This window comes from Listeria immobilis (genome assembly GCF_014322845.1).
Classification (GTDB): domain Bacteria; phylum Bacillota; class Bacilli; order Lactobacillales; family Listeriaceae; genus Listeria; species Listeria immobilis.
In genome coordinates this window covers 340,948-355,155 of sequence record NZ_JAASUA010000001.1, presented here as the reverse complement: position 1 = coordinate 355,155, position 14,208 = coordinate 340,948, and the positions used below count along the sequence as shown (strand labels likewise).

17 protein-coding genes are annotated in these 14,208 nt (G+C 35.3%); 16 read left to right on the top strand and 1 reads right to left on the bottom strand.

Features of this window, described 5'->3' with window-relative positions:
• The first annotated feature begins 55 nt into the window (after nucleotides 1-55).
• From HCJ45_RS01915 to HCJ45_RS01895, 5 genes are all read left to right on the top strand, one after another.
• Entirely contained in the window at nucleotides 56-709 is a 654-nt protein-coding gene (locus HCJ45_RS01915; RefSeq protein WP_185349371.1) for an O-methyltransferase, read from the top strand.
• Nucleotides 706-1,335 (top strand): uridine kinase, encoded by a 630-nt coding sequence (udk, locus tag HCJ45_RS01910; protein ID WP_185349369.1) that lies wholly within the window; start codon nucleotides 706-708, stop codon nucleotides 1,333-1,335. Before HCJ45_RS01915 ends, udk begins: the two co-directional genes overlap by 4 nt.
• A 190-nt stretch (nucleotides 1,336-1,525) precedes the next feature.
• Nucleotides 1,526-2,008 carry a transcription elongation factor GreA gene (gene greA / locus HCJ45_RS01905; protein ID WP_185349368.1) on the top strand — a complete coding sequence of 161 codons (483 nt, stop codon included), beginning with the start codon at nucleotides 1,526-1,528 and terminating at the stop codon, nucleotides 2,006-2,008.
• A 57-nt stretch (nucleotides 2,009-2,065) separates the two neighbouring features.
• Nucleotides 2,066-2,692 carry a DUF1510 family protein gene (locus tag HCJ45_RS01900; protein WP_187123866.1) on the top strand — a complete coding sequence of 209 codons (627 nt, stop codon included), beginning with the start codon at nucleotides 2,066-2,068 and terminating at the stop codon, nucleotides 2,690-2,692.
• 51 nt (nucleotides 2,693-2,743) lie between these two features.
• Nucleotides 2,744-3,448, top strand: a complete 705-nt coding sequence (locus HCJ45_RS01895; protein WP_187123865.1) for a 5'-methylthioadenosine/adenosylhomocysteine nucleosidase — start codon at nucleotides 2,744-2,746, stop codon at nucleotides 3,446-3,448.
• A gap of 35 nt (nucleotides 3,449-3,483) precedes the next feature.
• On the opposite strand, the gene HCJ45_RS01890 is transcribed toward HCJ45_RS01895, so the two are convergent.
• Nucleotides 3,484-5,292, bottom strand: a complete 1,809-nt coding sequence (locus tag HCJ45_RS01890; protein ID WP_187123864.1) for a M3 family oligoendopeptidase — start codon at nucleotides 5,290-5,292, stop codon at nucleotides 3,484-3,486.
• 162 nt (nucleotides 5,293-5,454) lie between these two features.
• Between HCJ45_RS01890 and HCJ45_RS01885 the strand changes: the two genes are divergently transcribed.
• From HCJ45_RS01885 to HCJ45_RS01835, 11 genes are all read left to right on the top strand, one after another.
• The gene (locus HCJ45_RS01885; protein ID WP_185349364.1) at nucleotides 5,455-5,976 is read left to right on the top strand and encodes a YqeG family HAD IIIA-type phosphatase; all 522 of its coding nucleotides are present in this window, start codon (nucleotides 5,455-5,457) and stop codon (nucleotides 5,974-5,976) included.
• Nucleotides 5,973-7,073 (top strand): ribosome biogenesis GTPase YqeH, encoded by a 1,101-nt coding sequence (yqeH, locus tag HCJ45_RS01880; RefSeq protein WP_187123863.1) that lies wholly within the window; start codon nucleotides 5,973-5,975, stop codon nucleotides 7,071-7,073. Before HCJ45_RS01885 ends, yqeH begins: the two co-directional genes overlap by 4 nt.
• Before the next feature lie 19 nt (nucleotides 7,074-7,092).
• Complete coding sequence (gene aroE, locus HCJ45_RS01875) at nucleotides 7,093-7,914, top strand: shikimate dehydrogenase (protein ID WP_187123862.1); 822 nt, start codon at nucleotides 7,093-7,095, stop codon at nucleotides 7,912-7,914.
• Complete coding sequence (gene yhbY / locus HCJ45_RS01870; RefSeq protein WP_185349359.1) at nucleotides 7,914-8,204, top strand: ribosome assembly RNA-binding protein YhbY; 291 nt, start codon at nucleotides 7,914-7,916, stop codon at nucleotides 8,202-8,204. The genes aroE and yhbY overlap by 1 nt, the downstream gene beginning before the upstream one ends.
• A 17-nt stretch (nucleotides 8,205-8,221) precedes the next feature.
• The gene (locus HCJ45_RS01865; protein WP_187123861.1) at nucleotides 8,222-8,788 is read left to right on the top strand and encodes a nicotinate-nucleotide adenylyltransferase; all 567 of its coding nucleotides are present in this window, start codon (nucleotides 8,222-8,224) and stop codon (nucleotides 8,786-8,788) included.
• Nucleotides 8,775-9,353 (top strand): bis(5'-nucleosyl)-tetraphosphatase (symmetrical) YqeK, encoded by a 579-nt coding sequence (gene yqeK / locus HCJ45_RS01860; RefSeq protein ID WP_185349355.1) that lies wholly within the window; start codon nucleotides 8,775-8,777, stop codon nucleotides 9,351-9,353. The genes HCJ45_RS01865 and yqeK overlap by 14 nt, the downstream gene beginning before the upstream one ends.
• 1 nt (nucleotide 9,354) lies before the next feature.
• Nucleotides 9,355-9,711 (top strand): ribosome silencing factor, encoded by a 357-nt coding sequence (gene rsfS / locus HCJ45_RS01855; protein ID WP_185349353.1) that lies wholly within the window; start codon nucleotides 9,355-9,357, stop codon nucleotides 9,709-9,711.
• 59 nt (nucleotides 9,712-9,770) lie between these two features.
• Nucleotides 9,771-10,502: a class I SAM-dependent DNA methyltransferase gene (locus HCJ45_RS01850; protein WP_187123860.1), complete on the top strand. Its 732-nt coding sequence runs from the start codon at nucleotides 9,771-9,773 to the stop codon at nucleotides 10,500-10,502.
• Between the two features lie 104 nt (nucleotides 10,503-10,606).
• Nucleotides 10,607-11,212 carry a helix-hairpin-helix domain-containing protein gene (locus HCJ45_RS01845; protein WP_187123859.1) on the top strand — a complete coding sequence of 202 codons (606 nt, stop codon included), beginning with the start codon at nucleotides 10,607-10,609 and terminating at the stop codon, nucleotides 11,210-11,212.
• Nucleotides 11,213-11,283: 71 nt separating this feature from the next.
• On the top strand, nucleotides 11,284-11,844 hold the full coding sequence (locus HCJ45_RS01840; RefSeq protein ID WP_185349339.1) for a ComE operon protein 2: 561 nt from the start codon (nucleotides 11,284-11,286) through the stop codon (nucleotides 11,842-11,844).
• Nucleotides 11,845-11,877: 33 nt separating this feature from the next.
• Nucleotides 11,878-14,100: a DNA internalization-related competence protein ComEC/Rec2 gene (locus tag HCJ45_RS01835; RefSeq protein WP_343068866.1), complete on the top strand. Its 2,223-nt coding sequence runs from the start codon at nucleotides 11,878-11,880 to the stop codon at nucleotides 14,098-14,100.
• Nucleotides 14,101-14,208 lie beyond the last annotated feature (108 nt).

Here is a 14,208-nt window from a genome sequence, read left to right as displayed (position 1 = left end):
TGTTTTGCATGTTATTTGACAGGTGCTTTGTTTGTAAGGATAGGTGAAATGAAAAGTGAATGATATGATCCATGAGTATTTATTAAAACATATTCCTGAGAGCAGCCCTTTTTTTGTGGAGCTAGAAACATATGCGAAAGAAAATGAAGTACCAATTATGGAGCCAGACTCACTCTATTGCTTACTTCAAATTTTAGATATTCAAAAACCAAAAAAAATATTAGAACTAGGGACGGCAATTGGTTACTCCGCTTTAAAAATGGCTGATAAACTACCAAATACAGAAATTATCACAGTTGAGCGTGATGAAGAACGCTATAATAAAGCAATACATAACATTGAGCGATATGGAGCTTCTGACAGAATAAAAGTCCTATTAACCGATGCTATTGAAGGGGCGGAAGAAATTTTGGCATATGGCCCATTTGATGCGATATTTATAGATGCTGCCAAAGCGCAATATGAGAAATTTTTCCATATTTATACCGATGCTTTAGCCGCAGATGGTGTTATTTATAGTGATAATGTTCTTTTCAAAGGATTAGCGCTAGATATGTCGCCTGAAAAGCAGCGAAAACTTCGCGTAGCTAGGAAAATGCGTCATTTTAATGATTTTCTAGTAACTCACCCTGATTTCACGACAACCACCATTCCTCTTGGTGATGGCTTATCTATATCAAAAAGAAAGAAAACTGGAGGCGAATCATGACAAAAAAACCCATTGTAGTTGGTGTAACAGGTGGTTCCGGTTCTGGGAAAACAAGCGTAACAAAAGCAATTTGTGATCATTTTAGCGGACATTCCATTTTAATGATTGCGCAAGATGTTTATTACCATGATCAAGCAAATATGTGTTTTGAAGACCGTTTAAAAGTAAACTATGATCATCCGCTTGCTTTTGATACTGAACTGCTTATTTCCCATATTGCAGCACTTCGGCGATATGAAACCATTGAAAAACCGATTTACGATTACGCAAAATATACCCGGAAAAAAGAAGTAGAAATTCAAGAGCCACGAGAAGTAATTATCTTAGAAGGCATTTTAATACTAGAAGATAAACGGCTTAGAGATTTAATGGATATTAAAGTGTATGTGGACACAGATGATGATATTCGTTTTATTCGTCGTCTATTACGAGACATGAAAGAACGAGGAAGAACGATGGATTCCGTCATTGAACAATATCTTTCTGTTGTTAAACCGATGCATAACGAATTTATTGAACCAACTAAAAAATTTGCAGATATTATTATTCCAGAAGGCGGCGAAAATCACGTTGCTATTGACTTAATGACCACTAAAATTGAATCCATCTTACAAAAACATGTGTAAAATGAAGGTATCACTTGTCAAACCCGCAAAAGTAAGGTAAAATTTTTCTAGTAAATAGAGAGACATTTGCTTGCTATTTCAAGCGTGACATGTTAATCTTTCTGACGAGTAGTAATATTTGGTGAAGGTGCGGAGAGATACCTCCGTGCTTTTCTATACTATAATGAACCAACAAAAGGAGAGAAATAGATTGGCGACAGAAAAAGTATTTCCAATGACCCTAGATGGGAAAGCAAAATTAGAAAATGAACTACAAGAGTTGAAAACTGTAAAACGTAAAGAAGTAGTTGAGCGAATTAAAATTGCCCGTAGTTTTGGGGATTTATCTGAGAACTCCGAGTATGATTCGGCAAAAGATGAACAAGCTTTTGTAGAAGGCCGTATCACTACTATCGAAAATATGATTCGTAATGCACAAATCATTGATGCAGCAGAAGCACATACTGGTATTGTAACACTTGGAAACACAGTTACTTTCATTGAATTACCTGATGGCGATGAAGAAACATACACAATTGTAGGTAGTGCAGAAGCAGATCCGTTTGAAGGGAAAATTTCCAATGATTCTCCAATTGCCAAAGGTTTACTTGGCCATAAAGAAGGAGAAGAAGTAACTATTCAAACACCAGCTGGCGATATGAGCGTGAAGATTCAAAAAATCACTGCATCCTAATTTAGCAATTTGCTAGTTGTGTTTTTACAGCGGTTACTTATAAGGTGGTGAATGCAAATGGCAGATAATCGACAATCGAATAATCGTCGTATTAAACAAAATATGGTAGAAGGTTCGCGCTCACAGCAAAATACCAAGCGAAAAAAAACCAATCTGATCTTAAATATCTTAATTATCGTGGTAAGCTTACTTATCATTGGTAGCTTGTATTTTGTTTTGTTTAAAACAGAAAGCGACCCAGCAGATCAACCGAATCAAACGGCATCTCCCACTGCGAAAAAAGAAGATGCCGCCAAATCAAACAAAGCCAGCAAAAAAGAAAAAGCAGCAAAAGATACAACAGAAACTACCGATAGTGATGACCCAAATGTGGCAAAAGTGATTACAAAAGACTGGGAACCAATTGGTACAGAACAAACTGGTGAACACGTGAACTCCTATAGCTCAACCAGCGTCGACTGGCAAGAAAAGCGAAAAGCATTTTCTTTAGCAACAGACATCCCAATCGAAAATACTTCACTTTGGTTTGTAGAACAAGGTGCTGATCCGGCAACACAAGCAATCGGAACGCTTTCTACTAAAGAAACTCCCGATAAAGCTTATCGTGTCTATATTACTTGGGTAGATGGTGAAGGCTGGCAACCAACAAAAGTAGAAGAACTTAAAACAAACGATAAGAGATAAAGCACAGAAGTTAATTTGAAGCTTACTGTGCTTTTTTTTGGAGGTTACATAATGAAAAAAATTGGTATTATTGGAGCAATGGAAGAAGAGGTAGCACTATTAAAAGCTACTATGAATAATCCAGAGGTAATAACGATTGCTGGTGCGAAATTCTACACGGGTGAAATTGCCAGCAAGGAAGTGGTTTTACTTGAATCGGGTATTGGCAAAGTAAATGCTGCATTAGGAACAACACTTATGGCAGATCGATTTAAACCCGAGCTAATTATTAATACGGGCTCTGCTGGCGGAATGGGCGAAGGTTTAGCTATCGGGGATGTGATTATTTCAGATAGATTAGCTTATGGGGATGTTGATGTAACAGAATTTGGTTATACCTATGGGCAAGTACCACGCATGCCTGCCTTTTATCAAGGGGATGCGGTTCTTTTGAAAAAAGCAGAAACCATTTACCGTGATTACTTTTCAACAAGTGAAAACAAAGCTGTATTTGGTTTAGTGATTACTAATGACTCATTTATTATGCGTCCTGATCAGCACGAGATTATTCGAACATTTTTCCCAGATGTCAAAGCTGTTGAAATGGAAGCTGCTGCGATTGCGCAAGTGGCCTATCAATTTGATATTCCGTTTTTAATTATCCGTGCTATTTCAGACTTAGCAAACCAAGAAGCAACAATGTCATTTGATGAATTTATCCATTTAGCAGCCAAACAGTCGGCTACTTGTATTATAGAGTTACTTAAAATAATTTAAAAACATCCTGGAGTTTTAGGCTCCAGGATGTTTTTTTATTTTACATATTCTTCTGTTAAAGAAAGGAAATCTTCTACATCTTTGGCAGCAAGTTGAACAGCTTCTTCCCAGAAATCAGCTTTACGTAAATCAACACCTAAATGTTTGGCAGCAAGTTGTTCCGTAGTCATAGAACCAGTATCTTTTAGTAAGGCAATATATTCATCTTCGTATCCTGCACCAGCTGATTGCGCTTTATGGTAAATACCAAGAGAGAATAGGTAACCAAAAGTATAAGGAAAGTTATAAAATGGCACATCCGCAATATAAAAATGCAGTTTAGAAGCCCAGAATTGTGGATGATACTCATCTAAAGCATCTAAATAAGCTTCTCGTTGTGCTTCTTCCATTAAGGAATTAAGTCGATCTACCGAGACAACTCCTTGTTTACGAGCTTCATAAAAATTGTTTTCAAAAATAAATCGTGCATGAATATTCATAAAGAATGCAATGCTTCGACCAATTTTATCTTCTAGCAAAGTAATTTTTTCTTCTTTTGTTTTAGCATCTTTGACAGAAGCGTCTGCTATAATCATTTCTGCAAAAGTAGAAGCAGTTTCGGCGACGTTCATTGCATAATCTGTGTTTTCAAAAGGTTCTTCCCGAATAACGTGTGAGTGGAATGCATGACCAAGTTCGTGAGCAAGTGTAGCTACAGTTCCAGGAGCCCCATCATAGGTCATAAAAATCCGGCTCTCTTTTTCAACAGGAAAATCGGTACAAAAGCCGCCTGGACGTTTATTATCACGATCTTCTGCTTCAATCCAGCCTTTTTCAAAAGCATTTTTAGCAAAGTTTGCCATTTTAGGACTGAATTTATTAAATTGCTCGATGATAAACTCGGCACCTTCTTGATAAGTGTATGTTTTTGGCTCACTGGAGAATACAAGTGGAGCTTCCACATCGTAAAAGCTTAATTTTTCGAGACCAAGTAAATTTGCTTTTCTATCTAAGAAACGAACAAATGTGGGTTTATGTGTTTGAATGACATTCCACATTGATTTTAGTGTTTGTTCATCAAGGCGGTTAATTGAAAGGGGTTCATCTAATGTATTATCCCATTTACGAATATTGTATGTAGCAAGACGGAAGCCGGATAAATGGTTTAATGTATCACTGAAAAGACGAGACTCTTGTTGCCAAACACGTGTATATTCTTTAAAAACAGTTTGACGAACTTCACGGTCAGGATGGTTTAATAAATTAAGCGCTTGACCAGCAGAAACTTCTTTTTCCTCACCATCTATTGTTACTTTCATCCGTAATTTTCCAACAATTGTATCATAATGATCAGACCAGCCACGATAACCGTCTACAGCTAGTGCGTTAATAGCAGCTTCTTGCTCTTTAGTTCCTTTTTTACGACGGTTTGTTCTTGCCTCGCTTAAAATAAAACTAATTTGAGATAAACCATTTTGCTCCATTAATTCATCCCATACACGGTCTGAAACTTGAGCAAATTTATCATGCCATTCATCTTCTGCGGTTGCGAGTGTAGCAACATATTGATAAATAAGTGCAGAAATTTCATTCGCACGTGTATCATTAATATCCGCGGAAGCAAGACATTCTAAGAAAGATCCTGCTGTTAATAAGATTTTAGAGATATCCGCATTTTGGTTGACTAGTAAGAGGAATTCTACGGAAGCTTCAACATTTTCGGGAATATTCCATTCAGAAACATTCGCAACAAAACTATCTAAATCTTCCTTTACTTCTTTAAGTGTTTGCTGCAATTCTTCTGAGCCGCTACCTCCAGCATATATATTTTCTAAATCCCAGGTTAATGCATAATTATTCGACATTTGTATTCCTCCTTGAAAAATAACATTTCTTTAGGTATTATACCATTTTTCTCAGCTTTTTTTGTAAAATAAACAGAAAGATGGTAAAATTTATAGATTATTAGTCTAATTGAATGTATGATAGAATAGACTGTACTAAATAAAAGAATGAGGTGCCAATACGTGCTAAAGCAATTCTCACCAGATAAAATGTTGAATACTCCATTTGGAATAACAGCAGAACAACTTAGGAAAATGGGTAAAACCACGATCTTAACTGATTTAGATAATACACTGCTCGCATGGGATCAATTAGATGCTACCGATGAAGTAATCAACTGGTTTACGATATTGAAAGAAGAAGGAATTAAAGTGATGATTTTTTCTAACAATAATGAAGAACGAGTTGCTCGTGTGGCAAAAGCAATTGACGTCCCTTATTTAGCTCGAGCAAAAAAGCCACTTGGGGGTAATTTCCGCTGGGCATTAAAAGAAATGAATGCAACGCCAGAAGAGACTGTGATGATTGGAGATCAAATTATGACAGATATATTCGGCGGAAATCGGCAAAAGTTAACTACTATTTTTGTTCGTCCAGTAAAACAAACAGATGGTATGGCAACGAAATTAAACCGAATGATGGAAAGCATTATTTTGAAACGATTAGCTAAGAAAAACAAACTCAAGTGGGAGGAATCACTTTGACAGAAGAAATTAGATGTATTGGTTGTGGAGCAGTTATTCAAACCGATAATCCGAACGAAATTGGTTACGCGCCAAAATCATCTCTAAATAATGAACAAGTAATTTGTAAAAGATGTTTTCGGTTGAAGCATTATAATGAAATTCAAGATGTAGCTTTAACGGATGATGATTTTTTGCGCATTTTAAATCAAATTAGCTCTAAACAAGCTTTAATTGTTTATGTAGTAGATATTTTCGATTTTGATGGCAGTTGGTTGCCAGGATTACCACGTTTTGCTGGAAATAATCCGGTTTTATTAGTAGGAAATAAAGAAGATGTTTTACCAAAATCATTAAAACGTGATAAATTAACGCGGTGGATGCGAACACGTGCTAAAGAGCAAGGTTTAACAGCCGCAGATGTTGTATTAGTCAGCGCAGAACGGGGACACGGATTCGATGTCTTATTAGAAAAAATGGACGAGCTTAGAAAAGGGCAAGATGTATACGTTGTTGGTTGTACGAATGTTGGAAAATCAACGTTAATTAATCGGATTATTAAACAAGCTTCTGGTGAAAACAATGTAATTACTACATCACAATTCCCAGGAACAACACTTGATAAAATTGAAATTCCACTTGCGGATGGAAGTGAATTAGTAGATACACCAGGGATTATTAATCATCATCAAATGGCTCATTTCATTGATACCGCCACTTTAAAAGCAGTCACACCTAAAAAAGAAATAAAACCAGCCGTTTTTCAATTAAATGAAGAACAAACGCTATTTTTAGGCGCGCTTGCTAGACTAGATTATGTTTCCGGTGGCAGAAAATCACTAGTTGTCTATGTATCAAACAACTTGCCAATTCACCGAACAAAATTAGAAAAAGCAGATGCACTATATGAAAAACAAGCTGGGTTAGTCCTTCAACCACCTACCGAAGAAGGAATGAAAACACTGCCAAAACTAGTTCCATATACGTTTAATGTCAAAGAAAAAGCCGATATCGTCTTTTCTGGACTTGGCTGGATAACGATTCCAGAAGGTGGCGCGAAAATTACTGCTTGGGTCCCAGAAGGCGTTAGCGCAACTATCCGGACATCACTCGTTTAAAATAAAGGAGGCTTGTCATTTGGAAAAATATGTAGTAATCGGAAATCCGATCAGACACTCTTTATCGCCAGCTATGCAGAACCGGATTTTCCAAGAACTTGGAATGAACGCTAAATATGATTCTGTTTTAATAGACGAAGCTGATTTTGAAACAGAAATAACAAAACTAATGGATTCAGGAGTCGTTGGATTTAATATAACCACCCCTTTTAAAGAGCGGATTTTACCATTTTTAGATGAGCTTGATAGTCTGGCAACAGCTTCGGGTGCAGTAAATACAGTCCTTCGAAAAAATAAAAAATGGTATGGTTTCAACACAGATGGCAAAGGATACCTAGAAGGCTTAGAAGAAATTCGATTGATTACCGAAAATGACTCCATTTTAATTACAGGAGCAGGTGGCGCAAGTAAAGCTATTTATCTGGCACTAAAAAATTATACAACCGCAAAAATAACAGTTGCCAATCGTACATCGGAAAAAGCGGTGGAAATGACAAAAAATCATAGCAATCATCAAGCAATGACACTAGATGAAGCCGAAAAAAACTTAGCTGATTTTACAATAATCATCCAAACAACTTCGATTGGTTTAGAGGCCTCCAAAAACAAAAGCCCCATTTCGTTAGCTAATTTAACGAAAGGAACAATTTGTTCAGATATTATTTACAATCCAGCCGAAACTGCCTTCTTGAAAGAGGCAAAAAAATACGGCGCAATCACGCAAAATGGTTTACCGATGTTTGTTAATCAAGGAGCACTTGCTTTTGAAATATGGACTGGCGTAAAACCAAATCGTTCACTGATGAAAGATGCAGTACTCGAACAATTAGGAGGAAACTAATGTTAACAGCTACACAAAAACGTTTTTTAAGAAAAGAAGCTCATAGTATTCAACCAATTTTCCAAGTTGGAAAGGGAAGCGTATCGCCAAACTTGATTGTTCAAGTAAAAGAAGCGCTTGAAGCAAGGGAATTAATTAAAATATCCATTCTTCAAAATTGTGATGAAGATAAACAAACTATTGCCGAAAAAATTAGCAGCCGAGCAGGTGCAGATATTGTCCAAGTTATTGGCAGAACAATTATTCTTTATAAGACTTCTGTTAACAAACAACAAATTAAGTTACCGTAATTTGGAGGAAAAGCGTCATGAAACATAAAATCGGTATTTTAGGCGGTACATTCGATCCACCTCATTTAGCGCATTTACGAATGGCAGAAGAAGCAAAAAAACAACTAGGACTTGAGAAAATTCTTTTTCTACCAAATAAAATTCCGCCACACAAACAAATTAGTGGAATGGCATCAAATCAAGCTCGTATAGAAATGCTTGAATTAATGATAGCTGACCATGAGACTTTTGAAGTGGATGCACGTGAATTAGCACGTGCGGGAAAATCCTATACGTATGATACAATGCGTGATATGATAAGCGAACAGCCTGATATGGATTTTTACTTTATTATCGGCGGCGATATGGTAGAATATTTGCCAAAGTGGTATCATATAGATGACTTAGTAAAAATGGTGACATTTGTGGGGATTAATCGCCCTTGTTATCAAACCGAGGTTCCGTATAAAGTTCTCCAAATTACTATGCCAGAAATGACCATTTCTTCTACAGAAATTCGAAATGATATCGAAAATGCGCAAGCTGTTTTACCAGAAAAAGTTTGGTCATATATAAAGGAGCATCAACTTTATGGAAAGAAATGAAATGTTAAAAAAAGTAGAAGCAGCTATGCCAAGTGAACGTTTTAAACACACATTAGGCGTAGAAAAAGCAGCTGTAGAACTTGCAGAACATTATCATATGGATGTAGAAAAAGCGAGAATTACTGCGTTATTACATGATTATGCAAAGTACTATCCAGATGAGGAAGCAAAAAAAATCATCGAAAACGAACATTACGATCCACGACTACTTGCATTTCATCGTTCATTATGGCATGCCCCTGTTGGTGCTTATTTAGCAGAGACGGAATTTGGTATTTCAGATAACGAAATACTAGAAGCAATTCGTGTGCATACTACAGGAAGTGCGTCCATGTCTGATTTTGATAAATTAATTTATTTGGCGGATTATATAGAGCCAGGCAGAACCTTCCCAGGAGTATATAAAGCACGTAGGTTGGCAGTAAAATCACTGGATGCAGCAATGTTATTTGCTTTATCAAGTACCATCACGCATTTAATCAAAAAGCAACAATCCGTTTTCCCGGATACGCTTGATGCTTATAATTATTTTGTTAATTTAAATTTGGAAGGAGACTATCAATAATTTGAACAGTTATGACACATTAATGCTGACCGCAAAGGCAGCAGACGATAAAAGAGCAGAGGATATTTTAGCACTAGATATGAAGGGGTTATCAAGTTTTGCCGATTATTTTGTTATCTGTCACGGTAATTCGGACAAACAAGTGCAAGCAATTGCTCGTGAAATTAAAGAAAAAGCACTAGAAAACAAAGTGGATGTAAAACGCTTAGAAGGATTTGATGCAGCACAGTGGATTTTAATCGATCTAGGTGATGTGATTATCCATGTGTTCCACAAAGAAGAGCGCTCTTACTATAACCTAGAAAAACTATGGGGAGATGCGCCGCTTGTAGATATTTCTGCTGCGTTTGTTTCTTAAATAATTATAAAATGGGCGGGGAAATTTTTCTCGCCTGTTTTTTTAAGGAGAAAAGTATAATGAGTTATGAATATTTCCCAGGATTTTATGATCGACTAATGGACTCAGAACTTTATGATGAATGGGTTCAATTTTCTACTAATTTTATTGGCGACAAACCACAAGATATTCTTGATGTTGCATGCGGAACTGCTGAATTTGCTATTCGTTTAAGTTTTTTAGGGCATTGTGTAACAGGGGTAGATTTTTCCAAAGAAATGGTCGCTGTTGCAAAAGAGAAAATTGCCGCTGCAGAAATAGAATTGCCCATTTTAGAGCAAGATATGTCTAATCTTTCCATAAAACAGACTTTTGATGTGGTGACTTGCTTTTGTGATTCACTTAATTACTTAGAAACTGAAAAAGCATTGGAAGATACAATTCAAGCTGTTTCAGCACACTTAAAACCAAATGGCCTTTTTTTATTTGATGTCCATTCTGTCTATAAAATAGATACAGGTTTCAAAGATTACTCTTATGGAGATAGCGAAGAAGAAATTTCAACCATTTGGAATTCTTTTCCTGGAAAATATCCGCATTCAGTAGAACATGAACTTACTTTCTTTATCTTAGATGAAGATGAAACTTATCATCGTGTAGACGAACTACATAAAGAACGAACTTTTCCAATTGCCACCTATAAAAAACTTCTAAAAAAATATCAATTTACAAAAATAGAGGTTTATGCAGATTTCAGTCAAGAAAAACCAACTGATACAAGTGAAAGAATCTTTTTTGTAGCAAGAAAGTAATTTTAATTAATTGCTTTCTTTTTTTTTTGCCTTTTTTCCTCTTAATGATTAAAAAGGAATTTCGAAGCGCATGGCGAATATTATTATTAAGGATGGTGACATTAATGGTTACGTACATGAAAAAATATAAAAATTATTTGTTAATTGGTTTCGCTATTATTTGCATTGGGCTTATCTATCTATTTTTACCGAATGAAGAAATAGCTGAAGTAACAGTAACTCCAGTAGATGCTACTGAAACAAAAGCAGAAAGCGAACAAATAAAAAAGTCAGCATATATTTATATTGATATCAAAGGGGCTGTCCGTTCTCCTGGTGTTTATAAGCTTCCTTTAGATGCAAGAGTGCAAGATGCTGTTAAAACTGCTGGAGGACTCACTGAAGAAGCCAACAATGCCCATTTGAATTTAGCAGAGAAATTAAAAGATGAAATGAGTATTTATGTTTATAAAAAAGGAGAAGAAGCAGCAGAAGCAGACAACGTAAATCAAAACCAACAAAACACGGCTACGGAAAAGAAGATTAATCTCAACATTGCTACTACAACTGATTTACAACAAGTTCCGGGGATTGGTGCGTCAAAAGCGACAGCCATTATTGAATATCGTGAAAAAGAAGGATTATTTCAGACTATAGAAGATTTACAAAAGGTCACAGGCATTGGAGAAAAAACAGTAGAAAAACTAAAAGAATATTTGGATGTAAAATAATAAAAGTGGTTGACGAACTTCCTATTGAACACCTATACTAATATTTATCAAATCATAAGGGAGTTTTTAGAGTGCAAAGAATCGCATGGGATCAGTTTTTTATGGCACAAAGTCATTTAATATCATCACGAAGCACATGTACAAGGTTAATGGTAGGTGCAACTATTGTTCGAGATAAGCGCATTATCGCTGGTGGATATAATGGTTCTATAGCTGGCGGAGATCATTGTGCTGAACATGGTTGTTATGTAGTGGATGGACATTGTATTCGTACCATTCATGCCGAAATGAATGCAATATTACAATGTGCTAAATTTGGTGCTTCAACAGATAACGCGGAATTATATGTGACACATTTCCCTTGTCTAGCATGCACTAAATCCATCATTCAAGCAGGTATAAAGAAAGTATATTTTGCGGAGGACTACAAAAATCATCCTTATGCATTAGAACTATTTGATTTAGCGGGTGTAGAATTACAAAAAGTAGAATTTGATGAATCTGTTCTCCAAATAAACAATTGGAATTCAGAAAAAATGCATACTTTAGTAAAAGAAGCCGCAATTGAAGCGGATATTGAATCCGAGAAAGCAGAACTACTCTTTCAAAACATCGCAGAAAAATTAACTTAATAGGGAGGGGACGTTATCGAGCGTTATTTGGCTATTATCATTTTAGCTATTATTTGTGCAGCCATTGGAGGCTCTTTCGTTCCCATGTGTATCTGTTTGCTCGCTATCATTGCTTTTAAAAAGAAATCCAAGCTACTTCTTTTCTTAATCCTCATTTATCTTTTTAGTACTTTTTACTTCAATTTTATGGATAGTCGAAATACTTCACAGTTTACTACTTTAGATTTTGCAGCAACTTGTCAAATAACAGATGATTTAAAGGTGGATGGTGATAGTTTTCAATCAGTTGTTTATTGCAATAATGAAAAATTACAGTTAAACTATAAAATCCTTACTGAAAAAGAGCAGCAAAATTTAAAACAGCTCACTTATGGAAGTTTTGTTTCAATTGTTGGAACGTTAGAAGAACCTCAAGTGAATCGTAACCAAGATCAGTTTAACTATAAAGCATATCTCTATAGACAAGGAATTAACTATACCATACAAGTGACAACACTCCATATTTCCCAAAATAAATCATCCTCTTTTTTACTATACATTAAAAACATTCGCTTAAAATTAATCGAACATATAAATACAAATATCTCACCTAAAATTAATCCCTATTTTCTTGCATTAATCACTGGTGATAAGAGTGGTTTTTCAGCAGAACTTTATGAAGATTATCAACAAATGGGAGTAGTGCATTTACTGGCAATTTCAGGACTTCATGTTAACTTGTTGATTGGAGCAATTTATTTTGTTTTAGTGAAAATAGGTATTACTCGAGAGCGAACTGCCACACTACTATTAATTTTTTTGCCATTTTACAGTATATTAACAGGGATGAATGCGCCGGTTATTCGTGCTGCAATGATGACTGGATTACTATTGTTAACCGAAAAATTTTCTATTAAATGCAGCTCCTTTTCTGTTATAAGCCTCTCTTTTATTTTGTTTTTTCTTATACGACCTTATGTTATTTATGAAGTTGGTTTTCAACTCTCTTATGCTGTATCATTTGGTATCATTATTTCCTCATCTATTATTTTAAAAAAACAAAAACACCCACTAATTCAATCACTTTCGATATCTTTAATTTCAACTGTGATGTCCTCGGTTGTCATGATGTATCATTTTTATTCCTTTTCTTGGGTAGGTGTATTTTTCAACTTACTATATGTCCCAATATTTACAATTATTCTTTTGCCAGGTTGTTTCATAGTATTATTGTTATCATTTATTTCTCCCTTATTAATTACAGTTCCAGAAACTATTCTTGCAGTATGTATCCAAATAATGGAATTTTTGACTAACATTTTTGCGCAGCTTCCAAAACAAATTATCACTACAGGCAGACCAAATACTGTCTTATGTTGCCTATTTATTCTTGTCATAACATTATTTTTTTATCATTGGCAAAGAAAATCATTCCCCAAAATTCTCTTTAGCTGTTTTATATGTTTATGTTATATCTCAAGTTTTAACCTTACTGGGAAAATTAGTTTTATTGATGTCGGCCAAGGAGACAGTATTTTAATTCAATTACCAAATAATCAAGGTAATTATTTAATTGATACTGGGGGACAACTTCCATTTACTAAAGAAGCTTGGGCACAAAGGCGAAAACCTTTTACAATTGGATCTAGTATTTTGACACCAGTACTAAAATCAAAAGGAATTAGTACTCTAGACAAAGTGATTATTACTCATAGCGATGCAGATCACATGGAAGGGCTAGTAGAGTTACAAAAAAACATAGCGATTAAAGAACTAGTATTTGCCAAAGGGGCTGACAAGAAAACAATAATGAAAGACACATTAAAAGCTATGCCAAAAGTGAAACAAACCACTGTATTAGCAGGTATGAATTGGCAAATTGGTGATAGTACGTTTGAATATCTCTTCCCATTGCATGCTGGAGAAGGCGGAAATAACGATTCACTTGTTATAAAGGCGCAGTTAGACAATAAAGTATGGCTTTTTACAGGAGATATAGAAGCTAGTGGTGAAGAAGTTTTGCTAAGTCAACCTATAAAAGCTGATATATTAAAAGTAGGGCACCATGGCAGTAAAACTTCTACTACTAAGAGTTTCATTGATAAAGTAAAACCAACTTTTGCTATCATTTCGTGTGGAGTTCAAAATCGTTTTGGGCATCCACACACAGAAACGCTAAATACACTACAAGAAGCAGGTGCAACAATTATCCGAACAGATTTACAAGGAGAAATAACGTATACATTTGGAAAAGGTTTTAAAACTGTGCTTAAATAAAAAGTACAAATTAAGACTATTATCTTTCCGGTTTGCTTGATTGGTCGTTAAAAAATGCAGAAATAAAACTTGCTATCTCTTATTTCATGTTTTACCATAGAAAGGTAA